The organism is Streptomyces narbonensis (assembly GCF_014649015.1).
GTDB lineage: Bacteria > Actinomycetota > Actinomycetes > Streptomycetales > Streptomycetaceae > Streptomyces > Streptomyces narbonensis.
On sequence record NZ_BMSF01000003.1, the window covers coordinates 205,828 to 231,391 of the forward strand.

Annotated in this window: 18 protein-coding genes, 1 tRNA gene and 1 pseudogene; 11 read left to right on the forward strand and 9 right to left on the reverse strand. The window is 70.5% G+C overall.

The genetic code is table 11. From position 1 onward, the window contains the following. Positions 1-2 precede the first annotated feature (2 nt). Together IE124_RS06970 and IE124_RS06975 are read right to left on the reverse strand one after the other, a co-directional pair. A complete protein-coding gene (locus IE124_RS06970) occupies positions 3-143 on the reverse strand; it encodes an SPW_0924 family protein (protein ID WP_107105423.1) in 141 nt (46 codons plus the stop codon). Between the two features lie 171 nt (positions 144-314). Further along, the gene (locus IE124_RS06975) at positions 315-2,192 is read right to left on the reverse strand and encodes a lytic transglycosylase domain-containing protein (protein WP_189505869.1); all 1,878 of its coding nucleotides are present in this window, start codon (positions 2,190-2,192) and stop codon (positions 315-317) included. A gap of 274 nt (positions 2,193-2,466) precedes the next feature. On the opposite strand from IE124_RS06975, the gene IE124_RS06980 reads away from it, so the two are divergent. Next, complete coding sequence (locus tag IE124_RS06980; protein WP_189505871.1) at positions 2,467-3,357, forward strand: DUF4184 family protein; 891 nt, start codon at positions 2,467-2,469, stop codon at positions 3,355-3,357. Between the two features lie 211 nt (positions 3,358-3,568). On the opposite strand, the pseudogene IE124_RS35500 reads toward IE124_RS06980, so the two are convergent. Both IE124_RS35500 and polA read right to left on the reverse strand, forming a co-directional pair. Next, a pseudogene (locus IE124_RS35500) lies at positions 3,569-4,231 on the reverse strand (serine hydrolase); the annotation flags it as partial. A 271-nt stretch (positions 4,232-4,502) separates the two neighbouring features. Next, the gene (polA, locus tag IE124_RS06985; protein ID WP_189505873.1) at positions 4,503-7,223 is read right to left on the reverse strand and encodes a DNA polymerase I; all 2,721 of its coding nucleotides are present in this window, start codon (positions 7,221-7,223) and stop codon (positions 4,503-4,505) included. Between the two features lie 136 nt (positions 7,224-7,359). On the opposite strand from polA, the gene IE124_RS06990 reads away from it, so the two are divergent. The 7 genes from IE124_RS06990 to IE124_RS07020 all read left to right on the forward strand — a co-directional run bounded on the left by IE124_RS06990 (position 7,360) and on the right by IE124_RS07020 (position 16,667). Next, on the forward strand, positions 7,360-9,642 hold the full coding sequence (locus IE124_RS06990) for an FdhF/YdeP family oxidoreductase (protein ID WP_189505875.1): 2,283 nt from the start codon (positions 7,360-7,362) through the stop codon (positions 9,640-9,642). Between the two features lie 53 nt (positions 9,643-9,695). Then, the gene (locus IE124_RS06995) at positions 9,696-10,181 is read left to right on the forward strand and encodes a PaaI family thioesterase (protein ID WP_189505877.1); all 486 of its coding nucleotides are present in this window, start codon (positions 9,696-9,698) and stop codon (positions 10,179-10,181) included. A 584-nt stretch (positions 10,182-10,765) separates the two neighbouring features. Then, positions 10,766-11,983, forward strand: a complete 1,218-nt coding sequence (locus tag IE124_RS07000; protein WP_370468743.1) for a branched-chain amino acid ABC transporter substrate-binding protein — start codon at positions 10,766-10,768, stop codon at positions 11,981-11,983. Positions 11,984-12,100: 117 nt separating this feature from the next. Then, positions 12,101-13,030, forward strand: coding sequence for a branched-chain amino acid ABC transporter permease (locus tag IE124_RS07005; RefSeq protein WP_055644126.1), 930 nt, complete (start codon positions 12,101-12,103; stop codon positions 13,028-13,030). Between the two features lie 5 nt (positions 13,031-13,035). After that, on the forward strand, positions 13,036-14,868 hold the full coding sequence (locus IE124_RS07010) for a branched-chain amino acid ABC transporter permease (RefSeq protein WP_189505882.1): 1,833 nt from the start codon (positions 13,036-13,038) through the stop codon (positions 14,866-14,868). A 3-nt stretch (positions 14,869-14,871) separates the two neighbouring features. Continuing rightward, entirely contained in the window at positions 14,872-15,954 is a 1,083-nt protein-coding gene (locus IE124_RS07015) for an ABC transporter ATP-binding protein (protein ID WP_189505884.1), read from the forward strand. After that, positions 15,951-16,667, forward strand: coding sequence for an ABC transporter ATP-binding protein (locus tag IE124_RS07020; protein ID WP_030325214.1), 717 nt, complete (start codon positions 15,951-15,953; stop codon positions 16,665-16,667). The genes IE124_RS07015 and IE124_RS07020 overlap by 4 nt, the downstream gene beginning before the upstream one ends. Positions 16,668-16,780: 113 nt before the next feature. Here IE124_RS07020 and IE124_RS07025 read toward each other — a convergent pair whose 3' ends face one another. Further along, a complete protein-coding gene (locus tag IE124_RS07025; protein ID WP_055646376.1) occupies positions 16,781-17,434 on the reverse strand; it encodes an ANTAR domain-containing response regulator in 654 nt (217 codons plus the stop codon). Between the two features lie 98 nt (positions 17,435-17,532). On the opposite strand from IE124_RS07025, the gene IE124_RS07030 reads away from it, so the two are divergent. Next, positions 17,533-17,607 (forward strand) — tRNA-Leu (locus IE124_RS07030). Between the two features lie 110 nt (positions 17,608-17,717). Next, entirely contained in the window at positions 17,718-18,506 is a 789-nt protein-coding gene (locus tag IE124_RS07035) for a helix-turn-helix domain-containing protein (RefSeq protein WP_189505886.1), read from the forward strand. 3 nt (positions 18,507-18,509) lie between these two features. On the opposite strand, the gene pyk is transcribed toward IE124_RS07035, so the two are convergent. Both pyk and IE124_RS07045 read right to left on the reverse strand, forming a co-directional pair. Continuing rightward, a complete protein-coding gene (gene pyk / locus IE124_RS07040) occupies positions 18,510-19,937 on the reverse strand; it encodes a pyruvate kinase (RefSeq protein ID WP_189505888.1) in 1,428 nt (475 codons plus the stop codon). A 146-nt stretch (positions 19,938-20,083) separates the two neighbouring features. After that, entirely contained in the window at positions 20,084-20,770 is a 687-nt protein-coding gene (locus IE124_RS07045; protein ID WP_229832233.1) for an SIMPL domain-containing protein, read from the reverse strand. 161 nt (positions 20,771-20,931) lie between these two features. Here IE124_RS07045 and IE124_RS07050 point away from each other — a divergent pair, with 161 nt between their 5' ends. Further along, positions 20,932-22,728, forward strand: a complete 1,797-nt coding sequence (locus IE124_RS07050; protein WP_189505892.1) for a 5'-nucleotidase C-terminal domain-containing protein — start codon at positions 20,932-20,934, stop codon at positions 22,726-22,728. Positions 22,729-22,757: 29 nt separating this feature from the next. On the opposite strand, the gene IE124_RS07055 is transcribed toward IE124_RS07050, so the two are convergent. Then, positions 22,758-24,170: a lysine N(6)-hydroxylase/L-ornithine N(5)-oxygenase family protein gene (locus IE124_RS07055; protein ID WP_189505894.1), complete on the reverse strand. Its 1,413-nt coding sequence runs from the start codon at positions 24,168-24,170 to the stop codon at positions 22,758-22,760. After that, positions 24,167-25,543 (reverse strand): pyridoxal phosphate-dependent decarboxylase family protein, encoded by a 1,377-nt coding sequence (locus tag IE124_RS07060; protein ID WP_189505896.1) that lies wholly within the window; start codon positions 25,541-25,543, stop codon positions 24,167-24,169. The genes IE124_RS07055 and IE124_RS07060 overlap by 4 nt, the downstream gene beginning before the upstream one ends. Positions 25,544-25,564 lie beyond the last annotated feature (21 nt).

Sequence of the window (25,564 nt, forward strand, 5' to 3'; positions counted from 1 at the left end):
CCCTACTTCTTCGGGCCGGGGTCGGCGGTCAGCAGCGGCTTGGGCGAGGTGGGCCCGTCGGGCGGCAGATCGACCAGGGAGACGAGGAGGACGAAGAGGAGGACTGGGGCGAGTCCGATGGCGACGGCGACAAGGGCGCGCATGGTCGGCCTCCCGCTGCTCGATCTGATAGGGCGCCAGGGCGGGGGCACCGTAGCAACGCGGCCGTGAGATGAGAACACGTTGCACCCGGGTAACGCGGAGCGCCGCCCCTCGCGTCCGGTGCGGACGGAGGGGCGGCGCTGGAGGACGCGACGCGGGGAGCGGTCCTTCGGTCAGGCCGAGGGCGACGGGGAGGAGGTCGCCTCCGGCGAGTCGGCCGGGGAGTCGCTCGGGGAGGGCGTGGGCTCCGGGGTCGACGGCTCGGGGGTGGGCGCGGGCGCCGTGACCGTGAGCTCGACGAAGACGCTGCCGCCGCCGGGCGCCGTCAGCTTGAGGAAGTACGTGCCGGCCTTGTCGCCCGCGAGCAGGTCGCCGGGAGCGAGGGTGATCAGACCGTTCGCGTCGGTCGTGAAGGTCCTCGTCCGGGCCGTCGTGCCCGCATCGCCCTTGAAGTACGGGCCTTCGGCGGAGGCCTCGGTCGCGGTCTTCGAGGTGACGACGAGACCGGTGACGAGGACGCCGGGGGCGAGCGCGCCCTTGTGGGTGGCCTTCACCCGCAGCTGCTGGGCGAACCCGGTGCCGGTGGTGGCGGGCAGGGCGGCCTCGCCGTCGAGGCGCGTGAGGGCGTCCGCCTGACGGGCGGTGACCGACGCGGCGAACTCGGCGGCGGCCAGGGTGCGGTTCATGACGGTGGCCCGGACGGTGAACGAGCCGGTCTTCTCACCGGCCCGCAGTGCGGGAGAGGCCGCCATGCCGCTCGTCCCGGTGAGGACGGTGGCCGTGGTCTTGCCACCGGCGAAGCGGGCGTCGGTGGTTCCGACGATCTCGAACCTGATGCTCACCCCGGCGACCGGCGCGCCCGAGGCGTCGAGTGTCGCGACCGTGGGGGCCTTGGCGAAGACGTTCCCGGTGGTGGCCGTCAGCGCACCGGTCGACACGGGAGTGAGCCGCTTGACCTTGACCGCCGGCGGGACGGTGGGAGTCGTCGTCGGCGGGTCGGTCGGCTTCGTCGGCGGGGTGGTGGGCGGAGTGGTCGGGTTGGTCGGGGTCTTGCTCGGGTCCGTCGTCGGCGGGGTCTTCGGGGGGACCCCCGTCTCGGACGGCTTCGGGTCCGGCTTCCCCGGCTCCGGCGTGGGCGTCGTCGGCGCGGGCGTCGTCGGCTGGGGCGAGTACGGCGGGCGGGGCTTGGTGCGGTCGTTCCGGCGGCGGTCGTCGCTGCGGTCGACCGGCAGCACTCCCGTGCCGTCCGGGACCTGGTGGGTGCCCCGCTTGTAGTACTCGAACCAGGACAGGACCGTGTTCAGGTACTCCGTCGAGCGGTTGTAGCTGAGGACGGCGCGGTCGAGGTCGGCCCTGAGCGCGAGGTTCCGGTCGTTGGCACAGAGGTAGAGACCGGCGGCCTGCGCGGCGTCGTAGATGTTGTTGGGGTCCTTCTTGCCGTCGCCGTTGGCGTCCTGACCCCAGGTCGCCCAGGTCGACGGGATGAACTGCATCGGGCCGACGGCACGGTCGTGGATCTTGTCGCCGTCGTAGGCGCCGTCGTCGGTGTCCGAGATGTTGGCGAAGCCGACGCCGTTGAGGGCGGGGCCGAGGATCGGCGAGAGGGTCGTGCCGTTGGCATCGACGCCACCGCCGCGCGCCTGCCCGGACTCGACCTTGCCGATGCCGGCGAGCAGCTGCCACGGCAGGTTGCAGGCGGGGTCGGTCGAGCGGACCGACGCCTCGGCGCGCTTGTAGGCGGCGAGGACGGACGCGGGTATGCCGGCCTCGGCGGGGCCGGTGATCACCGGCAGCTTGGTGGGCGCCCCCGGCTTGTTCGGGGTGTTCAGGGGCGGCAGTTCGGTGAAGTACGGGGAATCGCCCGTCGCGGAACCGTCGGACGGCGGCGTCGTGGTGTCCCCGGTGCCGATGGCCCGGTCGCCTCCGGCGTTGTCCGCGGGCGGCGGGATCATCTCCGGCGCCTGCGAGGCGGCGAGCGCCGCGACCGCCGCGGCCACCACCGCACCGCTCGTGGCCCCCTTGCGCAGCCGGCGGCCCAATTGCGCTGCCATACCTGTGGTCCCCTCCCCATCGACTGCGTCCCACGCTCCCCGCGTGTGACCTCCGGCGACCTTATGCCAACTCCGGACCGCCGGGCACCGGCGCCTGACCGTGTTTCACGCTTTCGTCACCACTCGGCCTCGTGCCGACCGGAGCCGGACCGGTGACCTCCGCAGGCATGGGGGCCGAACGGCCGGTAACGGGAACCGACCTGCGGGTCCCGCACCTCTTGTACTGCGGCAGTCGCCCGCCACGGCGGCGCCACCGGAACCGAGTGGAGTCCCCTTGCCGTTCACGCTGAGCCATGCCGCCGCCGTCCTGCCCGGGCTGCGGCGGGACGGGACCGCGCGCGGACCACTGGTCGCCTCCGCGCTCGTCGCGGGCTCCTTCGCGCCCGACATGACCTACTTCGCGGCCACGGCGGTGCCCGGAGCGATGGTCTTCGGCGACGTCACCCACTCCCCCGTCGGGATCGTCACGGCCGACGTGCTGATCACCGCGGCACTCGTGGGCCTGTGGCTCGTCGTGCGCGAGCCGCTCGTCGCACTGCTGCCCGTCCGGTGGCGCGGGCGGGTGTACGGGCTCGTCCGGGGGCGTACCTGGCGGGACCGGCACACGGCGGTCCTCGCGGGCTGGTTCTTCCTCTCGGCGGTGCTCGGTTCGACGACCCACGTGGTCTGGGACTCCTTCACCCACCTCGACCGCTGGGGCACGCAGGCGGTCCCCGTCCTCGGCGAGGTCGTGGCCGGGTTCCCCGTCTATCTCTACGCGCAGTACGGGGGTTCCGCGCTGGCCCTGGGGTTCCTCTGCCGGTTCGTGTTCCGGGCGCTGCGCTCCACCGCGCCCGGCACGGAGCTGCCCGCCCGGGTGCCGGTCCCGGGCCCGCGGGGACGGCTCCTCGCGATCGGCCTCATCGGCGGCTGCGTCCTCGCCGGTGTCGCACACCGGGTGCTGCGCTGGGCGGCGTACTGGGGCTGGGGCCGGATCGAGACGCCCCTGGACGTCATCCCGACGGCCTGCTTCGGGGCCGGCGCGGGGCTCGCCGTCGGTCTCGTGCTGTACGGGACGGGGGCACGACTCCTGGGGAAGTCCCCCACTCCTGCGGAGGGTGCGCCGGGGCGGGAGGGTGAGGTTCCGGTGCGTCGTACGGAACGCTCCCGTCCGGGGTCCCGCTGATCCTGTACTCGGGGGTGAAGCCACGGGCCGCAGTGCCGCCGGCGAGGCCGCGGTGCACGGCGAGGGCGACGCCCTCCAGGGTGCGTACCCCGTACCGCATGGTGGGGTTGTCGTGGCTGAGCAGAGCCATTCGGTAGTCGAGTGTGGCCGTGCCGCCCGTGCCCGAGCTCAGGGCGATGCCGATGCTGTGGACGCGCCAGGCGTGGGTGGCGCGGGGCAGCCAGCCGTTCTTGAGGTGGACCTTGACCGTGCCGGGCGCGCCGGCGGTGACACCCCAGGCCTGGCTGGTGACGACCTGGCCCATCAGGTCGAGTGCCTCGGTACGGCGGGAGACGGCGGCGAGCAGGGCCAGCTGGTCACGGGCGGTGGTGCGGGTCAGGCCCCAGTAGCGGTCGTGGCCGAGGACGGTGTCCTTGGCGCCGGCCTCGCGCAGCACCCTGTTCAGGCGGGCACGGGAGAGGCCCTGCCAGAGGTCGGTGGCGGCGGTGTTGTCGGAACGGGTGATCATGGCCTTCAGCCGCCGGGCCTCCAGGCGGGTGGGGGCCCGGCCCAGCTCCTCGGCCCGGCCGAGGACGGCCTGCATGATGAGGATCTTGGCGATGCTGGCGGAGTCGTAGAGCCGGGTGTCCCTGAGCCTGCAGCGCAGTGCGCGCCCCGGGTCGTGGACGGCCACCGAGACCGTGCTGTCGCGGTCCCTGAGCGCGGCGGTGATGTCCTGGGACATACGGGCGGCGAGGGCGGGGTCGCGGGGCGACGTGCAGAGTGCGGGCTCCCGGTGTGCTTCGGCGGCGGGCAAGGCGGCGCCGGTGGTCCCCAGGACGGCTGCGAGGAGTGCCGCGAGGCGGAGGTGGGAGCGGGGGCGGCTCGTGAACATGCCCCCAGTCTCGGGAGCGGGGGCGCGGGGGCGCGCCCGGAGTGGTCCACCTGGCGCACACCCACGGTGACGGGTCCGACGGGGCGGGGTCCGGGCGCGGAAGCCTGGGCCCGGCAGGGGGCGCCGTCCCGTGTGCCCACCCTCCCCCAGAGGGACCCCAGCCCTACGGAACGATTGCCCACACGAAGGTCCGTACGCAGGAAGGCCGCGCGCACGGAGCGTACGCAAGAGCGCCGCCCCTTGGGGGGGGCGGCGCTCTTGGGGGTGGGTGTCAGTGGGCTGCCGAGTCCCAGTTCGGGCCTACGCCCACCGAGACGTCGAGGGGGGCTCGGAGGTCGGCTGCGGCGGACATCTGGGCGCGGACGAGGGTCTCGACCTGGTCCCGCTCGCCGGGGGCCAGTTCGAGGACGATTTCGTCGTGGACCTGGAGGAGCATCCGGGAGGCGAGGCCGGCCTCGGTGAGCGCGCGGTCGACGTTCAGCATGGCGACCTTGACGATGTCGGCGGCCGTGCCCTGGATCGGTGCGTTGAGCGCCATCCGCTCGGCGGACTCGCGGCGCTGCCGGTTGTCGCTGTTGAGGTCGGGCAGGTAGCGGCGGCGGCCGAGCATCGTCTCCGTGTACCCGGTGGCGCGGGCCTCGTCGACCACCCGGCGGAGGTAGTCGCGCACCCCGCCGAAGCGCTCGAAGTAGGTGTCCATCAGGCCGCGGGCCTCACCCGGGTCGATGTTCAGCTGCTGCGAGAGACCGAAGGCGGAGAGGCCGTAGGCCAGGCCGTACGACATGGCCTTGATCTTGCGGCGCATCTCGGCGTCGACGGCGGACCGCTCGACGCCGAAGACCTGGGAGGCGACCGTGGTGTGGAGGTCCTCGCCGGAGGCGAAGGCCTCGATGAGGCCCTCGTCCTCGGAGAGGTGGGCCATGACGCGGAGCTCGATCTGGCTGTAGTCCGCGGTCATGAGGGCCTCGAAGCCCTCGCCGACGACGAAACCGTGCCGGATGGCTCGGCCCTCGTCCGTGCGCACCGGCACGTTCTGCAGGTTCGGGTCGGTGGAGGAGAGGCGCCCGGTCGCGGCCACCGTCTGGCTGAAGGTGGTGTGGATGCGGTCGTCCGCCGCGACCGTCTTGATCAGGCCCTCGACCGTGGAGCGCAGGCGGGCCTGCTCACGGTGGCGGAGCATGATCACGGGCAGGTCGTGCTCGGTCTGGGCGGCCAGCCAGGCGAGGGCGTCGGCGTCCGTCGTGTACCCGGTCTTGGTCTTCTTGGTCTTCGGCAGGTTCAGCTCGCCGAAGAAGACCTCCTGGAGCTGCTTGGGCGAGCCGAGGTTGAACTCGTGGCCGACGGAGGCGTGCGCCTCCTTCACCGCCTGCTGCACGGCCCCGGCGAACTGCTGCTCCATGGCCTCCAGGTGGTCGCGGTCGGCGGCGATGCCGTGTCGCTCCAGGCGGGCGAGGAGGGCGGAGGTGGGCAGCTCGACGTCGTGGAGGAGCTCGCGGGCCCCGACCTCGCCGAGCCGCTCGTCGAAGGCCTCGGCGAGGTCGAGGACGGCCCGCGCCTGGGTCATGAGGGCCTCGGCCTCGGCGGTGTCGTCGGCTCCGAAGGCGAGCTGGCCGTCGGCGGCGGCCGCCGGGGCGAGCTCGCGGTGGAGGTACTCGACGGAGAGCGCGTCGAGTGCGAAGGAGCGCCGGCCGGGCTTGACCAGGTAGGCGGCGAGCGCGGTGTCCATGGTGACGCCGGCGACGCTCCAGCCGTGCTCGGGGAAGACCCGCATGGCGCCCTTGGCGTTGTGCATGACCTTGGGGCGGGCCGGGTCGGAGATCCACTCGGCCCAGGCCCGCTCGTCGGTCTCGTCGAGCGCGCTGGGCTCGAACCAGGCGGCGGCTCCGCCGGCGGCGGCGAGGGCGATCTCGCTGACGTTCCCCGTGCCGAGGGCCCAGGTGTCGACGGTGGCGATGCCGAGGGGCTCGGTGCCGTGCTCGGCGAGCCAGGGGGCGAGCTCGCCCGCGCCGAGGACGGTGCCGTCGAGCTCGACGCCCGCGGCGGGGGCCGGGGCGGCCTCCTCGGCGGCGCCGGGGTCGACGGCGAGGAGCCGCTCGCGCAGCGAGGGGTTGCGGATCTCCAGGGTGTCGAGGACGAGCGCGACGGCCCCGCGGTCGTACGGCTCGCGGGCGAGGTCCACCACGGTCTTCGGCAGCTCGACGTCCCGGACCATCTCGGTCAGGAGGCGGTTGAGCTTGACCGACTCCAGGTGGTCGCGGAAGTTCTGCCCGGCCTTGCCCTTGACCTCCTCGGCGCGCTCGACCAGCTCGGCGAAGGAGCCGAACTGGTTGATCCACTTCGCGGCGGTCTTCTCGCCGACGCCGGGGATGCCCGGGAGGTTGTCGGACGGGTCTCCGCGCAGGGCGGCGAAGTCGGGGTACTGCGAGGGGGTCAGGCCGTACTTCTCCTGGACCTTCTCCGGGGTGAAGCGGGTCAGCTCGGAGACGCCCTTGGTGGGGTAGAGCACGGTGGTGTGCTCGCTGACCAGCTGGAACGAGTCGCGGTCGCCGGTGACGATCAGGACCTCGAAGCCCTCGGCCTCGGCCTGGGTGGCGAGGGTCGCGATGACGTCGTCGGCCTCGAAGCCGTCGACGGCGAAGCGCGGCGCGTGCATCGCGTCGAGGAGCTCGCCGATCAGCTCGACCTGCCCCTTGAACTCGTCGGGGGTCTTCGAGCGGTTCGCCTTGTACTCGGGGAACTCCTCGGACCGCCACGTCTTGCGGGACACGTCGAACGCGACGGCGAAGTGCGTGGGCGCCTCGTCGCGCAGGGTGTTCGCCAGCATCGAGGCGAAACCGTAGATCGCGTTCGTCGGCTGGCCCGTCGCGGTGGTGAAGTTCTCCGCGGGCAGCGCGAAGAACGCGCGGTACGCCAGGGAGTGCCCGTCCATGAGGAGGAGTCGCGGGCGGTCCGCTTCGGTCTTCTCGGTCTTCTTCGATGCTGTCTCGGCCACGGAACGATCCTCCCACGCCCCACTGACATTCCCGGTCGCCCGTGCCCCGTCGAGCTGCCCGGCCCGTCCCGCCGTCAGTGGCGCGTGACAGGATCGGAGACGTACACCACAGGATTACCGCTCAAGGGAGAGCGCGATGGTCAGCAAGCCGCCGGCCGGTGACCCGGTCCAGGACGCACCGCAGGTCACGCCGCCGCAGCACGCCGCAGCGGGCCTGCCCGCCATCGGGCACACCCTGCGGATCGCGCGGGAGCAGATGGGTCTCGGCCGCACCGCCCGGACCCTCCTCAAGGTCAACCAGAAGGACGGCTTCGACTGTCCCGGCTGCGCATGGCCGGAGGAGGACAAGCGGCACGTCGCGGAGTTCTGCGAGAACGGCGCGAAGGCGGTCGCCGAGGAGGCGACGCTGCGCCGGGTGACCCCGGAGTTCTTCGCCACGCACCCGGTCGCGGACCTGGCGACCCGCAGCGGGTACTGGCTGGGCCAGCAGGGCCGGATCACGCAGCCCATGCTCCTGCCGGAGGGCGGCGAGCGGTACGAGCCGGTGACCTGGGAGCGGGCCTTCGCGATCATCGCCGAGGAGCTCCGGGCCCTGGGATCCCCCGACGAGGCGCTGTTCTACACGTCGGGCCGGACCAGCAACGAGGCCGCGTTCCTGCTCCAGCTCTTCGCCCGCGAGTTCGGCACGAACAACCTCCCGGACTGCTCCAACATGTGCCACGAGTCCTCGGGTTCGGCGCTGACGGAGACGATCGGGATCGGCAAGGGCAGCGTCTCCCTGGAGGACCTGCACCGCGCGGACCTGATCGTCGTCGCCGGGCAGAACCCGGGTACGAACCACCCCCGGATGCTCTCGGCCCTGGAGAAGGCGAAGGCCGCGGGCGCCAGGATCATCTCGGTGAACCCGCTGCCGGAGGCGGGTCTGGAGAAGTTCAAGAACCCGCAGACCCCGCAGGGCATGCTCAGGGGCGCCGCGCTCACCGACCTCTTCCTCCAGATCCGGATCGGCGGCGACCAGGCCCTCTTCCGGCTGCTCAACAAGCTGGTCCTGGAGACGCCCGGGGCGGTCGACGAGGACTTCGTACGGGAGCACACCCACGGGTACGAGGAGTTCACCGAGGCGGCGCGGGCGGCCGACTGGGACGAGACGCTCGCCGCGACCGGTCTGACGCGCGCCGAGATCGAGCGGGCGCTGGAGATGGTGCTCGCCTCGGAGCGGACGATCGTCTGTTGGGCGATGGGGCTCACGCAGCACAAGCACTCCGTGCCGACCATCCGCGAGGTGGTCAACCTCCTCCTGCTGCGCGGGAACATCGGACGGCCGGGCGCGGGCGTGTGCCCGGTGCGCGGCCATTCGAACGTGCAGGGCGACCGGACGATGGGCATCTTCGAGCGCCCCGCGCCGGCCTTCCTGGACGCCCTGGACAAGGAGTTCGGGATCGTCTCGCCGCGCCATCACGGCTACGACGTCGTGCGCTCGATCCAGGCGCTGCGCGATGGCGAGGCGAAGGTGTTCTTCGCGATGGGCGGCAACTTCGTGGGGGCGACGCCCGACACGGAGGTGACGGAGGCGGCGATGCGCAACGCCCGTCTGACGGTCCACGTGTCGACGAAGCTGAACCGCTCGCACGCGGTCACGGGCACGCGCGCGCTGATCCTGCCCACGCTCGGGCGCACCGACAAGGACGTGCAGAAGAGCGGCCGTCAGATCGTGACGGTCGAGGACTCGATGAGCCTGGTGCACGCCTCGCGCGGCAATCTGCCGCCGGCGAGCCCGCACCTGCTGTCCGAGCCGGCGATCGTGGCGCGCATGGCCCGGGCCGCCCTCGGGGCCGGATCGGCCACGCCCTGGGAGGAGTTCGAGGCGGACTACGCCACGATCCGGGACCGGATCGCACGCGTGGTGCCCGGCTTCGAGGACTTCAACGCCCGACTCGCGGCGAACGCGGGCGGCTTCGCGCTGCCGCACGGCCCGCGCGACGAGCGCCGCTTCCCCACGAAGACCGGCAAGGCCAACTTCACCGCCGCGCCCGTCGAGTACCCGGAGGTGCCGGAGGGCCGGCTGCTGCTCCAGACGCTCCGCTCGCACGACCAGTACAACACCACGATCTACGGTCTCGACGACCGCTACCGGGGCATCAAGGGCGGCCGCCGGGTCGTCCTGGTGCACCCCGAGGACGCGGCGGCGTTCGGGCTCGCCGACGGGGCGTACACGGATCTGGTGAGCGAGTGGACGGACGGGACCGAGCGGCGGGCGCCCGGTTTCCGGGTCGTCCACTACCCGACGTCCCGGGGCTGCGCGGCGGCCTACTACCCGGAGACGAACGTCCTCGTACCGCTGGAGTCCACGGCGGACGTCAGCAACACACCCGCCAGCAAGTCCGTGATCGTCCGTCTGGAACAATCACAGTCCGCCTAAGCGTTTGCTCAGGCGATCGAGCGATGCCGTACGAAGACGAACGGAGCCGGGCCATGGGTGAACAGCAGCACGTGAAGTTCCCGCAGGAGGTCATCGACGAGTACGCGGCACTCGGCGTCGACCTGCCCGCGCTCTTCTCCGCCGGGCACCTCGGCAACCGGATGGGCGTACAGATCGTGGAGGCCTCGGCCGAGCGGGTCGTCGGCACGATGCCGGTGGAGGGCAACACGCAGCCTTACGGGCTCCTCCACGGCGGCGCCTCTGCGGTGCTCGCCGAGACGCTGGGCTCGATCGGTTCGATGCTGCACGGCGGGGTGTCGAAGATCGCGGTCGGCGTCGACCTCAACTGCACCCACCACCGCGGAGTGCGCAGCGGCATCGTGACCGGTGTGGCGACCCCCGTGCACCGCGGGCGGTCCACCGCCACGTACGAGATCGTCATCACCGACGAGCAGGACAAGCGTGTCTGCTCGGCGCGGCTGACCTGCCTGCTGCGCGAGGTCACCGCGAAGGACGCGGGGATCGTCACGGGCGACTGACGGGCCAGGACGGACGATCGGACGGACGATCAAGGGGCGGCACCCTTCGGGGTGCCGCCCCTTCGTCGTCCCCTTTTCGATTTCGTCGCCCCTCTCTTCGATTCCACCCATTGTCACTCTCCGTGATCTTCAATCGGGAGGTGAACGGGGGAAATCCGGGCGGAACGGAAGGGCCGATTCGTCCGCTGAGCTTTCTGCCACTGTCCGATATCCGGAGAGTCCGCTCAGCGGACCGTCAGTACCAAGAATCGCTCAAGCCCCTTAGCGGAACTGCGCGTTCTCACTATGTGAACACCGCATTACCGACCGCTATGCCCTGGTATTCCCTACCGCCACGCACACTCTTTCCCCGTCGGCATAACAAGACAGTCACATCCTGTCCTCGGTCCTCCCCGACCCTCCCCACCTGCGCTTAGAGTCACCGCCAGTCACCGCGCCGCCGGGCGCGTCCTACGGCACGGCCCTAGTACCACCCCAGTACGGCCCGGCGTTCGACAACGGCACCCCTCGCTCCGCAGCTTCACGGCACCGCCTCATCCGAGGGGGCCGCGCCAGGGAAAGGACCCTTCGTGCGAAACCGTTCGATGCTCATACTCACCACCGCTGTCACCGCGGGAGCACTCACCCTCACCGCCTGTGGTTCGCGCGACGACAAGGGGGCCGAGAAGGGCGGCGACGGCGGCAACGTCACCGTGACCATCGGCCTCGACGCGCCCCTCACGGGTGAGCTGTCCGCCCTGGGTCTCGGCATCAAGAACTCGGCCGACCTCGCGGTCAAGACGGCCAACGAGAAGTCCTACGTCAAGGGCGTGACCTTCAAGCTGGAGTCCCTGGACGACCAGGCGCAGCCCTCCGCCGGCCAGCAGAACGCGACCAAGTTCGTCGCCGACAAGACCGTCCTCGGCGTCGTCGGCCCGCTGAACTCCTCCGTCGCCGAGTCGATGCAGAAGGTCTTCGACGACGCGAAGCTGGTGCAGGTCTCCCCGGCCAACACCAACCCGGCGCTGAGCCAGGGCATCAACTGGAGCAGCGGCGAGAAGAAGCGCACGTACGCGTCCTACTTCCGCACGGCCACCACGGACGCCATCCAGGGCCCGTTCGCCGCGCAGTACGTCTACAACGAGGCCAAGAAGACCAAGGCCTTCATCATCGACGACAAGAAGACCTACGGCGCCGGCCTCGCGGGCACCTTCAAGGGCGAGTTCGAGAAGCTGGGCGGCAAGGTCCTCGGCACCGAGCACATCAACCCCGACACCAAGGACTTCTCCGCGGTCGCCACCAAGGTCAAGAGCTCCGGCGCCGACGTCGTCTACTACGGTGGCGAGTACCCGGCCGCCGGCCCGCTGGCCAAGCAGATCAAGGAAGCCGGTGCGAAGGTCGTCGTCGTCGGCGGCGACGCGATCTACAGCCCCGAGTACGTGAAGCTCGGTGGCGCGGCCGCGACCAACGGCGACATCGCCACCTCGGTCGGCGCGCCGATCGAGTCCCTCGACTCCGCCAAGGAGTTCCTGGCCAACTACAAGGCCAAGGGCTACAAGGAGGCCTACGAGGCCTACGGCGGTTACGCCTACGACTCCACCTGGGCGATCATCGAGGCCGTCAAGAAGGCCACCGAGGGCAACGGCGGCAAGGCCCCGGAGCGCGCCAAGGTCGTCGAGGCCATGCAGGGCGTCTCCTTCGAGGGCGTGACCGGCAAGGTCTCCTTCGACGAGTTCGGTGACACCACCAACAAGCAGCTGACGGTCTACAAGGTCGAGGGCGGCGCGTTCAAGCCGGTCAAGTCCGACACCTTCGGCGGCTGATCAACAGCCCCGCACCGCAGTACTCAGCACCACTCAGCACCACTTTCACCGCGCGGGGGGCCGCACCAGGCTCCCCGCGCGGTGTCACATCCGTCGAAAGTCTCGGAGGACAATGCGGTGAACGAACTGCCGCAGCAGCTGGTCAACGGCCTGCTACTGGGATCCATGTACGGGCTCGTCGCCGTCGGCTACACGATGGTCTACGGCATCGTCCAGCTCATCAACTTCGCCCATGGCGAGATCTTCATGACCGGCGGCTTCGGGGCGCTCACGGTCTGGCTCATCCTTCCCGGCGGCACCAGCATGTGGGTCGCGCTGCCCGTCATGATCATCGGTGCCGTGATCGTCGCGACCACCATAGCCGTCGGAGCGGAACGGTTCGCCTACCGTCCGCTACGGGGTGGCCCCCGCCTCGCCCCGCTCATCACGGCCATCGGCCTCTCACTCGCCCTGCAGTACGCGGTGTGGGTGTGGTACCCGGAGGCGAAGTCCGCCCGGACCTTCCCGCAGATCCCCGGCGGTCCGATCGAACTCGGCCCGATCACCATCCAGACCGGTGACGTCTTCCTGCTGATCGCCGCCCCGATCTGCATGGCCGTCCTCGCCTTCTTCGTCATGCGGACCCGTGTCGGCCGCGGCATGCAGGCCACGGCGCAGGACCCGGACACCGCGAAGCTCATGGGCGTCAACACGGACCGGATCATCGTGATCGCCTTCGCCCTCGGCGCCGCGATGGCCGCCGTCGGCGCGGTCGCCTACGGCCTCAAGTACGGCGTCGTCGACTACAAGATGGGCTTCCTCCTCGGACTCAAGGCCTTCACGGCCGCCGTCCTCGGCGGAATCGGCAACATCTACGGAGCCATGATCGGCGGAGTCGTCCTCGGTATCGCCGAGACCATGGCGACGGCGTACGTCAGCCACATCCCCGGTATGGAGCAGCTCGGCGGCCAGTCCTGGGCCGACGTCTGGGCCTTCGTACTCCTCATCGTCGTACTCCTCGCCCGGCCACAAGGCCTCCTGGGCGAGCGCGTCGCGGACAGGGCGTGAGCACCATGACCACCATCTCCGAGAACACCCAGGCGGCATCGGTCGCCAAGCGGGACGAGGCGACCGGCCTGATCGGCTTCCTGCCGGCCAAGGCAGCCCGCGCCCTCGTCCTGGGCGGCTCCGTCCTCACCGTCGCCAGCTGCTTCCTCGCCTGGACCTGGACGCCCACGTTCCCCGGCGACCTCACGTACTACGGCTCCCCGGCCGGCCTGCAGCTCCAGGTCCTCGTCCTGGGCCTGCTCACCGCCCTCTTCGCCCTCTCCTCCTACGGCGTCAAGGGCACCCGCTGGCTGACCCCGGCCGGCGCCGACGCGGCCGTCAAGGTCGCCGCGCTCGCCACCTTCGGCACCACCTGGTACACCGTCGCCGCGATCAGCATCTCGCTGGGCGGCCCGGTCAACCTGGAGCCGGGCGGCGCGATCGTCGCGCTCACCACCCTGCTCACCCTGCTCGGCGCCCTCGCGCTCCCCTTCCAGCGGCCCTCGGTGCACCCCGTGGACCCCGAGGACACCGGCTGGGACCAGCTCAAGCACCGCGCCGGCAACGGCTGGACGGCCTTCAAGGGCGCCTTCGCCGCCACCGGCACCGCCCGCAAGCTGCCCCCGATGCACTCCTCGGTCGAGATCCTGATCATCACGGGCATCCTCGCCGTGGCGCTCGGCGTCTTCACCTACGGCGTCGGCACCGAGTACGACGAGCTGTTCGTCGGCTTCCTGATCACGGCCGGCCTCGGCTTCGCCGCGATCAACAAGTCCGGCCTCATGCAGCAGGCCACGCAGCTCACCAAGAAGCACCAGAACCTCACCATCGCGGGTGCGTTCATCGCGGCGGCGCTGTTCCCCTTCACCCAGACCGACGACCAGTACGCGACGCTCGGCGTCTACATCCTGATCTTCGCCACGGTCGCCCTGGGCCTGAACATCGTCGTCGGCCTCGCCGGTCTCCTCGACCTCGGCTACGTCGCCTTCCTCGGCGTCGGCGCCTACGCGGCCGCCCTCGTCTCGGGCGCCCCGACCTCCCCGTTCGGCGTGCACCTCCCCTTCTGGGCCGCCGTCCTGGTCGGCGCCGGAGCCTCCCTGGTCTTCGGTGTCCTCATCGGTGCCCCGACCCTGCGGCTGCGCGGCGACTACCTCGCCATCGTGACGCTCGGTTTCGGTGAGATCTTCCGCATCGCCGTCATGAACACCGACGGCACCTCCGGTCCGGACATCACCAACGGCTCCAACGGCATCGCGTCCATCCCGAACCTGAACATCTTCGGGTTCGACTTCGGCGCGGAGCACGCGATCGGCGGCTTCACCATCGGCCGCTTCGCGAACTACTTCTTCCTGATGCTGCTGATCATGGCAGTCGTCGTGCTGGTCTTCCGGCGCAGCGGCGACTCCCGTATCGGCCGCGCCTGGGTCGCCATCCGCGAGGACGAGACCGCCGCGCTCGCCATGGGCATCAACGGCTTCCGGGTCAAGCTCATCGCCTTCGCGCTCGGTGCCTCGCTCGCCGGTCTCGCCGGCACCGTGCAGGCCCACGTCACCTACACGGTGACACCGGAGCAGTACCTCTTCGCCGGTCCCATCCCGCCCAACTCCGCCTTCCTGCTCGCGGCCGTCGTCCTCGGCGGCATGGGCACGATGAGCGGTCCGCTGGTCGGCGCCTCGCTGCTCTTCCTCATCCCGAACAAGCTCCAGTTCATGGGCGAGTACCAGCTCTTCGCCTTCGGCGTCGCCCTGATCCTCCTCATGCGCTTCCGCCCCGAGGGCATGATCGCCAACCGGCGCAACCAGCTGGAGTTCCACGAGCACGACGAGACGCCCGCCACGCCCGCCAAGGCAGGTGCCTGAACCATGACGACCACCACGAAGACCGCCGACGCCACCAACGCGCCGACCGCCGGCGAGACCGTTCTCGACGCCCGCGGGGTCACCATGCGCTTCGGCGGCCTCACCGCCGTGCGCGATGTGAACCTGACCGTCAACAGCGGCGAGATCGTCGGCCTCATCGGCCCCAACGGCGCCGGCAAGACCACCTTCTTCAACTGCCTCACCGGTCTCTACGTCCCCACCGAGGGCGAAGTCCGGTACAAGGGCACGGTCCTGCCGCCCACGTCGTACAAGGTCACCGACGCCGGCATCGCCCGCACCTTCCAGAACATCCGTCTCTTCCACAACATGACGGTCCTGGAGAACGTCCTCGTCGGACGCCACACCCGGATGAAGCAGGGCCTCTGGTCCGCGCTGCTCCGTCTGCCCGGCTTCAAGAAAGCCGAGGCGGAGGCGACCGAGCGGGCCATGGAGCTCCTGGAGTTCATCGGCCTCCAGGACAAGGCCCAGCACCTCGCCAAGAACCTCCCGTACGGAGAGCAGCGCAAGCTGGAGATCGCCCGCGCCCTCGCGAGCGACCCCGGCCTGATCCTGCTCGACGAGCCCACCGCCGGCATGAACCCGCAGGAGACGCGGGCGGCCGAGGAACTCATCTTCGCCATCCGGGACATGGGCATCGCCGTACTCGTCATCGAGCACGACATGCGGTTCATCTTCAACCTCTGCGACCGGGTCGCCGTACTCGTCCAGGGCCAGAAGCTGATCGAGGGCGACAGCACCACCGTCCAGAGCGACGAGCGGGTCATCGCCGCGTACCTCGGCGAGCCCGTCGCGGAGACCACGCCGGAGGCGGAGGCCGAGGCCCCCGCCGAGGAGGCCCCCGCGAAGGACGCGCTCACCAAGGACGCGCCTGCCAAGGCCGCGCCCGCCGAGGAGGACGCGCCTTCCGAGGAGGACGCCGACTCGGAGGACGCCGACGAGGAGGACGCCGACGAGGCGCCCGCCGACGAGGCACCGGCCGAGGACGCCCCCGAGTCCTCCGACACCCCGGAGTCCTCGGAGGACACCCCGCACGACCCTGCTTCGGGCAAGGAGAACGACGCATGACCGCACTGCTCGAAGTCGAGGACCTGCGCGTCGCCTACGGGAAGATCGAGGCCGTCAAGGGCATCTCCTTCTCCGTCAACGCCGGTGAGGTCGTCACCCTCATCGGCACCAACGGCGCCGGCAAGACCACCACCCTGCGGACCCTCTCCGGGCTCCTCAAGCCCGTCGGCGGCCAGATCAAGTTCGAAGGCAAGTCCCTCCGCAAGATCCCCGCACACAAGATCGTCTCGCTGGGACTGGCCCACTCCCCCGAGGGCCGCCACATCTTCCCCCGCATGACGATCGAGGAGAACCTCCTCCTCGGCGCCTTCCTCCGCAAGGACACCGCGGGCATCGCCAAGGACGTCCAGCGCGCCTACGACCTCTTCCCCATCCTGGGCGAACGTCGCAAGCAGGCCGCCGGCACGCTCTCCGGCGGCGAGCAGCAGATGCTCGCCATGGGCCGCGCGCTCATGTCCCAGCCGAAGCTGCTCATGCTCGACGAGCCCTCCATGGGCCTCTCCCCGATCATGATGCAGAAGATCATGGCGACCATCGCCGAGCTCAAGGCCCAGGGCACCACCATCCTGCTCGTCGAGCAGAACGCCCAGGCCGCCCTCGCCCTGGCGGACCAGGGCCACGTCATGGAGATCGGCAAGGTCGTCCTCTCGGGCACCGGCCAGAACCTGCTCCACGACGAGTCCGTCCGCAAGGCGTACCTCGGCGAGGACTGACCAAACCGGTCCGCACCTCAGAAGGAAGGCCCGCCCCACAGTGACGTGGGGCGGGCCTTCCTTCTTTACAAGTACGGGTACGAGTACGGCTCCGAGGCGCGGCTCCGGGGCGCTTACTGGCCCTTGGCCGCCTTCTTCTCCTCGGCGTCCTCGATGACCGCCTCGGCGACCTGCTGCATCGACATACGCCGGTCCATGGACGTCTTCTGGATCCAGCGGAACGCCGCCGGCTCCGTCAGCCCGTACTGGGTCTGCAGGATCGACTTGGCACGGTCCACCAGCTTGCGGGTCTCCAGACGGAGCGAGAGGTCGGCGACCTCCTTCTCCAGAGCGCGCAGCTCGGCGAAGCGGGAGACGGCCATCTCGATGGCGGGCACCACGTCGCTCTTGCTGAACGGCTTGACCAGGTACGCCATGGCACCGGCGTCCCGGGCGCGCTCGACGAGGTCGCGCTGCGAGAAGGCGGTCAGCATGAGGACCGGGGCGATGGACTCGCCGGCGATCTTCTCGGCGGCGGAGATGCCGTCGAGGACGGGCATCTTCACGTCGAGGATCACGAGGTCGGGGCGGTGCTCGCGGGCGAGCTCGACGGCGGTGGCGCCGTCACCGGCCTCACCGACGACCGTGTAGCCCTCTTCCTCCAGCATCTCTTTGAGGTCGAGGCGGATGAGCGCCTCGTCCTCGGCGATGACGACGCGGGTCGTCAGCGGCGGGACGTGCGACGGCTCGGCGTCGTCGGCGGGCTGGGGCGACTCGGGGGCGGTCACGCGGGCTCCTCGTTGCGGGGCAAGTACTGCTCCCCTGAGCCTACCTAGCTCCTGTAATGTGGTGCCCCGCAGGGGCCGTAGCGCCCTCGCTTTCTAAGGCCCCAGTACTCCAACTGGTCAGAGAGGCCGCTCTCAAACAGCGGACAGTGTGGGTTCGAATCCCACCTGGGGCACTTTTCCTTCAATTCCAAGGCCAAGCGATCAGTGAGCGGTCGTCACCCACACGCGTGAAGCCTGATCATCTGCGCCCTGCGGCCGGTGCGAACCAGTCACCATCGAGCGCATGCATTTCCATGGAACAGAGGTACGCCAGCGGGCGCTCACGCTCCTGCGCGGCGGCACGAAGAACGCTGACGTCGCCCGCAAGCTCAATGTCCCCCTCGGCACCATCAGCTACTGGAAACACGTGGACCGCGCTAAACGCGGCGAATGCCCGGGCAGGCCTGACCCCAAGTGCCCCCGTTGTGACGGCCGGGAATTGAATGCGAGAGCGTACGCGCACCTCCTAGGCCTCTATCTCGGCGACGGGCACATCAGCCACTACTCGGCCCACCGGACTCCGAACCTCATGATCGCACTCGATGACGCCTGGCCAGGGGTACAGGGCGAGGCCGAGACGTCCATGCGCCGGGTGTTCCCGGACAACGCTACATGCCGCGTACGCAGGAAGGGCTGTCACAACATCAAGGTGTACTCGTTGCACCTGACCTGCCTCTTCCCCCAGCACGGCCCTGGCAAGAAGCACGAACGACACATCGCGCTCGAAGCTTGGCAGCAGAAGATCGTCGATGCGCACCCCTGGGAGTTCATCCGTGGCCTCATCCAGTCCGACGGGTGCCGGATCACCAACTGGACCACACGCCTTGTCGGAGGAGAGCGCAAGCGGTACGAGTACCCCCGGTACTTCTTCACCAACAAGTCGGACGACATTCGGAAGCTGTGTGGCGACGCCCTCACCAGGGTCGGTGTCGAGTGGACGACCACCGCCCGAGGCACCGACCCGTACAACATCTCCGTCGCCCGCAAGGCCTCCGTCGCGCTCATGGACCTCCACGTGGGGCCCAAGCACTGACCCCTACGTCAGGGGCTCACCGATGTGGTGAACCCGGACCAGGTTCGTCGAGCCGGCGACGCCCGGCGGGGAACCCGCCGTGATGACCACGATGTCGCCCGGCCTGCAGCGGCCGATCCGCAGGAGTTCCTCGTCGACCTGGGCCACCATCGCGTCCGTGGAGTCGACGTGCGGGCCGAGGAAGGTCTCGACGCCCCACGTGAGGTTGAGCTGCGAGCGCGTCGCCGGGTCCGGGGTGAAGGCGAGGAGGGGGATGGGTGAGCGGTAGCGGGAGAGTCGCTTGACCGTGTCGCCGGACTGGGTGAAGGCGACGAGGAACTTGGCGCCGAGGAAGTCGCCCATCTCGGCGGCGGCGCGGGCGACGGCGCCGCCTTGGGTGCGGGGCTTGTTTCGGTCGGTGAGGGGCGGGAGGCCCTTGGCGAGGACGTCTTCCTCGGCGGCTTCGACGATGCGGCTCATGGTGCGGACCGTCTCGATGGGGTGGCGGCCGACGCTGGTCTCGCCGGAGAGCATGACGGCGTCGGTGCCGTCGATGACGGCGTTGGCCACGTCGCTGGCCTCGGCGCGGGTGGGGCGGGAGTTGTCGATCATGGAGTCGAGCATCTGGGTGGCGACGATGACGGGCTTGGCGTTGCGCTTGGCGAGCTTGACCGCGCGCTTCTGGACGATCGGCACCTGTTCCAGGGGCATTTCGACGCCGAGGTCGCCGCGGGCGACCATGATGCCGTCGAAGGCGGCGACGATCTCCTCGATGTTCTCGACGGCCTGGGGCTTCTCGATCTTGGCGATGACGGGCAGTCGGCGGCCCTCCTCGTCCATGATCCGGTGGACGTCCTCGATGTCCTGGGCGCTGCGGACGAAGGAAAGGGCGATGACGTCGGCGCCGGTGCGCAGGGCCCAGCGGAGGTCTTCGATGTCCTTGTCGGAGAGTGCGGGTACGGAGACGGCGACGCCGGGGAGGTTGAGGCCCTTGTGGTCGGAGACCATGCCGCCTTCGATGACCAGGGTGTTCACCCGGGGGCCTTCGACGGAGGTGACTTCCAGGGTGACGCGGCCGTCGTCGACGAGGATGAGTTCGCCTGTGGTGACGTCGGCGGCGAGGCCGGGGTAGGTGGTCCCGCAGCAGTGGCGGTCGCCCTCGGTGGGTTCGACGGTGATGGTGAACTCGTCGCCGCGTTCAAGGAGTACGGGGCCTTCGCGGAAGCGGCCGAGGCGGATCTTCGGGCCTTGAAGGTCGGCGAGGACGCCGATGCTGCGGCCGGTCTCGTCGGAGGCTTTGCGTACGTGCTGGTAGCGCTCCTCGTGTTCGGCGTAGGTGCCGTGGCTGAGGTTGAAGCGGGCCACGTCCATTCCGGCCTCGATCAACGCCTTGATCTGGTCGTATGTTTCGGTGGCGGGCCCAAGGGTACAAACGATTTTCGCTCGGCGCATGAGTCGAGCCTAGGCCTTACCCATCAGTAGGAAATTGGTGTGGCATGACTACTCAACAACCTTTCCGTGAAAGGTTGTTGACAAGTCTTGAATCTGTGCACCGGCGTGCTCTGATGAGCGATTTTCGCGCCCTCGCGCCGTTTGGCTCAGAGTGCGGGCGGCACCATCGTGAAGCGCGCGACGACCTCGGCCGTGACCGTCTGTCGCTGCGGTTCGAGGTCCAGCGGAGGGGCCTCGCCGGCCCGCTCAGTCGCGAAGCCCGCCGGCGCCGCGGCGAAGACCGGGGACGTCGGCGAGAGGCCGGCGCCCGCGAGTCCGGCGTCCGAGAGTTCGAGGAGTGAGGCCAGCGAGGTGCCAAGCGCCTCCGCGTAGGCCCGCGCCCGCTGCACGGCCTCCGTCACCGCGAGGCGCCGCGCCTCCGCGTACGCCGGGGAGTCCGGCCGCAGCTCCCACCACGGGCCGTCGACCCCCGTCATCTCCAGGTCGGCGAGGCGGGTCACCAGCTCGCCGAGGGCGGTGAAGTCGGTCAGCTCGGCTGTCAGCCGGACCCGGCCCACATAGGCGTGCACCCGCTCGCCGCGCCCGCGCCTGCCGAGCTCGGGCGAGATCGAGAACCGGCCCGTCTCCAGCTTGTCGACGGTCTCCCCCTGCGCCTTGACGAGGTCGAGCACCTGGGCGTTCCGCCGGGTCAGCTCCGCCAGCGTCGCCGAGCGGTCCGTGCCGCGCGCGGAGACCGTCACCCAGATCCGGGCGAACTCGGGATCGACCTCCAGCCGGCCCTCGCCACGCACCGTCACCTGCGGGGCCTGCGAGGTCGCGTGTTCCTGCGTCACGTCCTGACTCCTCCATGTTCGGCAACGATCGTCCACCGAACACTTTCCCACTCCGTAACCCGAAAGGGCTGTTGCCGACGTGCCGCCTGAGCCAGAATCTACGCGCGTTGTGCGTGCCGATCGTGCGCCGTGAGCAACGCCGTCGAACCAAGGAGAAACACATGCCGTTGAACCGCCGGACGTTCCTGGAGAGCTCCGTGGCCGTCGGGGCCGGAGCCGCCCTCACCGCGGGTGTCGCCGCCCCCGCCGAGGCCCACGAGCGCCGCCCCAAGCCGGCGAAGCGGTATTCGTTCACCGTGATGGGCACGACCGACCTGCACGGCAACGTCTTCAACTGGGACTACTTCACGGACAAGGAGTTCGACGACAAGGCGCACAACGACATCGGTCTCGCCAAGATCTCCACCCTCGTCGACCAGGTGCGCGCGGCCAAGGGCCGCCGCAACACCCTGCTCATCGACGCCGGCGACACCATCCAGGGCACCCAGCTGTCCTACTACTACGCCAAGGTCGACCCCATCACCAAGGCCGGCGGCCCGGTCCACCCGATGGCCCAGGCGATGAACGCCATCGGCTACGACGCCGCCGCGCTCGGCAACCACGAGTTCAACTACGGCATCCCGGTGCTGCGCAAGTTCGAGGAGCAGTGCGACTTCCCGCTGCTCGGCGCCAACGCGCTCGACGCGAAGACCCTGCGCCCGGCCTTCCCCCCGTACAGCATGCACCGGATGTGCACCCCGCACGGCAAGGACGTCAAGGTCGCGATACTCGGCCTGACCAACCCGGGCATCGCCATCTGGGACAAGGCGAACGTCTCCGGGAAGATGGTCTTCCCCGGCCTGGAGGAGCAGGCCGCGAAGTGGGTGCCGAAGCTGCGCTCGATGGGCGCGGACGTGGTCGTCGTCTCGGCGCACTCCGGATCCAGCGGCACCTCCTCGTACGGTGACCAGCTCCCGCACATCGAGAACGCGGCCGGGCTCGTCGCCGAGCAGGTGCCGGGCATCGACGCGATCCTCGTCGGCCACGCGCACACCGAGATCGCCGAATACCGGGTGAAGAACAAGGAGACCGGCAAGGACGTCGTCCTGTCCGAGCCGCTCAAGTGGGGCCAGCGCCTCACGACCTTCGACTTCGACCTGGTGTGGGAGAAGGGCCGCTGGGTCGTCGAGAAGGTCGCGGCGCAGGTCCTCAACTCCAACGCGGTGGCGGAGGACCCGGAGATCACCGGGCTGCTCGCGGACGAGCATCGGAAGGTCGTCGACTACGTCAACCAGGTCATCGGCACGTCCACGGCGGTCATGACCACGGCCGACGCTCCGTGGAAGGACGAGCCGATCATCGACCTGATCAACGTCGTCCAGGCGGAGACGGTGAGGGCTGCGCTCGCGGGCGGCGCGCACGCCGCTCTTCCGGTGCTCTCGCAGGCCTCCTGCTTCTCGCGCACGGCCCGTATCCCGGTCGGCGCCATCTCCATCAAGGACGCCGCCGGGCTGTACCCCTTCGAGAACACCCTGGAGGCCCGCCTGATGACGGGCGCCCAGCTGAAGGAGTACCTGGAGTACTCGGCGAAGTACTACGTCCGGACGGCGGCGGGTGCGCCCGTGGACACGGCGAAGCTGACGAACGCGGACGGTACGCCGGACTACAACTACGACGCCGTGTCGGGTCTGACGTATGAGATCGACATCGCGCAGCCCGCCGGGCAGCGGATCGTCGGGCTGTCGTTCGAGGGCAGGCCGCTCGACCCGGCCGCGCAGTTCGTCCTCGCGGTCAACAACTACCGGGCCAGCGGTGGCGGCGCCTTCCCGCACGTCGCGAACGCCCAGCAGTTGTGGGCGAACTCGGACGAGATCCGCAACACGATCATCCAGTGGGTGAAGGCGAAGGGGACGGTCGACCCGGGTCTGTTCGCGTCGGTGGACTGGAAGCTGACCCGGGACGGCGTGCCGGTGTTCTAGGGCCGGCGTTCTGGGGCCGGTCGTTTCGGTCAGTGTTGTACGAGAGGCGTCAGCTTCTGGCTCTGGGCCGGGATGCTCGGCGCCTCTCGCGTTTCCAGGCCGAAGCTGGTGAAGGCGGTGCGGCGCGGGAGCGGGTAGGGCTCCTTGCCGGTGACCGTGTTGAGGATGGCCGCGCTGCGCCAGGCGGCGAGGCCGAGGTCGGGTGCGCCGACGCCGTGGGTGTGCTTCTCGGCGTTCTGGACGAAGACCGAGCCGGTCACGGAAGGGTCGAGGACCAGGCGGTACTGCTCGTCGATCCGGGCGCGGCCTGAGGCGTCGTGCCGCAGGTAGGGGTCGAGTCCGGCGAGCATCCGGTCGACGGGGCGCTCGCGGTAGCCGGTCGCGAGGACGACGGCGTCGGTGGTGAGGCGGGAGCGGCTGCCCTGTTGGAGGTGTTCGAGGTGCAGTTCGACCTGGGTGGTGGCGACGCGGCCGGCGGTGCGGACCCGGACGCCGGGGGTGAGGACGGCATCGGGCCAGCCGCCGTGCAGGGTGCGGCGGTAGAGCTCGTCGTGGATGGCGGCGATGGTCTCGGCGTCGATGCCCTTGTGCAGCTGCCACTGGCGGGGGACGAGTTCGCCTCGTACGGGCTCGGGCAGGGAGTGGAAGTAGCGGGTGTAGTCGGGGGTGAAGTGCTCCAGGCCGAGCTTGGAGTACTCCATGGGCGCGAAGGCCTCGGTGCGGGCCAGCCAGTGGATGCGCTCGGCTCCGGCGGGGCGGGCCCGGAGGAGGTCGAGGAAGACCTCGGCGCCCGACTGGCCGGAGCCGATGACGGTGACGTGCCCGGCGGCGAGGAGCGTCTCGCGGTGGGTGAGGTAGTCGGCGGAGTGGATGACGGGGACGCCGGGGGCGTCGGCGAGCGGCCGGAGGGGCTCGGGGACGAAGGGCTCGGTGCCGACGCCGAGGACGACGTTCCGGGTGTAGGCGCGGCCGAGGGCTTCGGCCTCGCCCTCCGGGTCGATCTGGGTGAAGTCGACCTCGAAGAGGCGGCGCTCGGGGTTCCAGCGGACGGAGTCGACCTGGTGGCCGAAGTGGAGGCCGGGGAGCCGCTCGCTGACCCAGCGGCAGTAGGCGTCGTACTCGGCGCGCTGGATGTGGAACTTCTCCGCGAAGTAGAAGGGGAACAGCCGCTCGCGGCTCTTCAGGTAGTTGAGGAAGGTCCAGGGGCTGGCGGGGTCGGCGAGGGTCACCAGGTCGGCGAGGAAGGGGACCTGGAGGGTGGCGCCGTCGATGAGGAGGCCGGGGTGCCAGTGGAAGGCGGGCCGCTGCTCGTAGAAGGCGGCGGCGAGGCCGCCGGGGACGCCGTGCGCGAGGGCGGCGAGCGAGAGGTTGAAGGGGCCGATGCCGACGCCCACCAGGTCGTGGGGCCGGTCGAGGTCGTCCTTGGAGGTGCTGCCGGTCATCGGTGCGCGCTGCCTTCCACGAGGGTGATGAGCTGAGCCAGGTCGCCGGGGGTGGCGTGGGGGTTGAGCAGGGTGGCCTTGAGCCAGAGGCGGCCGTTCGCCTCGGCGCGGCCGAGGACGGCGCGGCCCTCGGCGAGGAGGGTGCGGCGGATCTCGGCGACGGCCTCGTCGTCGGCGTCCGCCGGCCGGAAGAGGACGGTGGTGAGGGTGGGCCGGGCGTGCAGGTCGAGGCCGGGGGTTTTCTCCACGAGGTCGGCGAGGTCCTGGGCGAGGGTGATGCACGCGTCGACGAGGGCGCCGAGGCCGGATCGGCCGAGGGCGCGGAGGGTGACGGCCGTCTTGAGGACGTCCGGGCGGCGGGTGGTGCGCAGGGAGCGGCCGAGGAGGTCGGGGAGGCCGGCCTCGGTGTCGTCGTCGGCGTTGAGGTAGTCGGCGGTGTGGCCGAGGACGGCGAGGTCGGCGGCGTCGCGCACGGCGAGGAGTCCGGCGGCGGCCGGCTGCCAGCCGAGCTTGTGCAGGTCGATGGTGACGGTACGGGCCCGGTCGAGGCCGTCGAGGAGGTGGCGGTGGGTGCGGCTGAGGAGGGCGGGGCCTCCGTAGGCGGCGTCGACGTGGAGCTCGGCGCCGTGGGCCGCGCAGACGTCGGCGAGCTCCGGGAGCGGGTCGATCAGGCCTTCGTCGGTGGTGCCGGCGGTGGCGGCGACGAGGACGGGGCCTTCGGTGTGGGCCAGGGCTTCGGCGAGGGCGGCCGGTTCGAGGACGCCGTGGGGGGTGGGGACGGTGACGGGGGCGGGGAGGCCGAGGAGCCAGGCGGCGCGGTGGAAGGAGTGGTGGGCGTTGGCGCCGAGGACGGTTCGGACGGTTCCCTGGCGTTCTCTCGCGAGGAGGAGGGCGAGCTGGTTGGACTCGGTGCCGCCGGTGGTGACGAGGGCGTCGGGGTGCCGGGCCGCGGGGAACGCCTCGGCGGCGAGGGCGGCCGTGACCAGGGCTTCGAGGGCGGAGGCGGCGGGGGCCTGGTCCCAGGAGTCCATGGACGGGTTGAGTGCGGAGGCGGCGAGGTCGGCGGCGGCGGCGAGCGCGAGGGGCGGGGTGTGGAGGTGGGCGGCGCAGAGCGGGTGCGCGGGGTCGGCGGCGCCGGCGGCCAGGGCCCTGACGAGGGAGCGGAGGGCTTCGTGGGGGCCGGTGCCGGTCTCGGGGAGTACGGCCCCGAGGGCTTCCACCCGTGCCGCGACGGTCTCCGGACCGCCGGCCGGAAGGGGTCCGCTTCGCTCCTCGGCGCCGATGCGCAGGGCGTCGAGGACGGTGTCCAGGAGGGGTCGGAGGGCGTCGGCGCCGGGGGTTCCTCCGGCGAGGGGTGGGGGTGCGGCACGCATGGACGACAGCGTGCCGGGGGT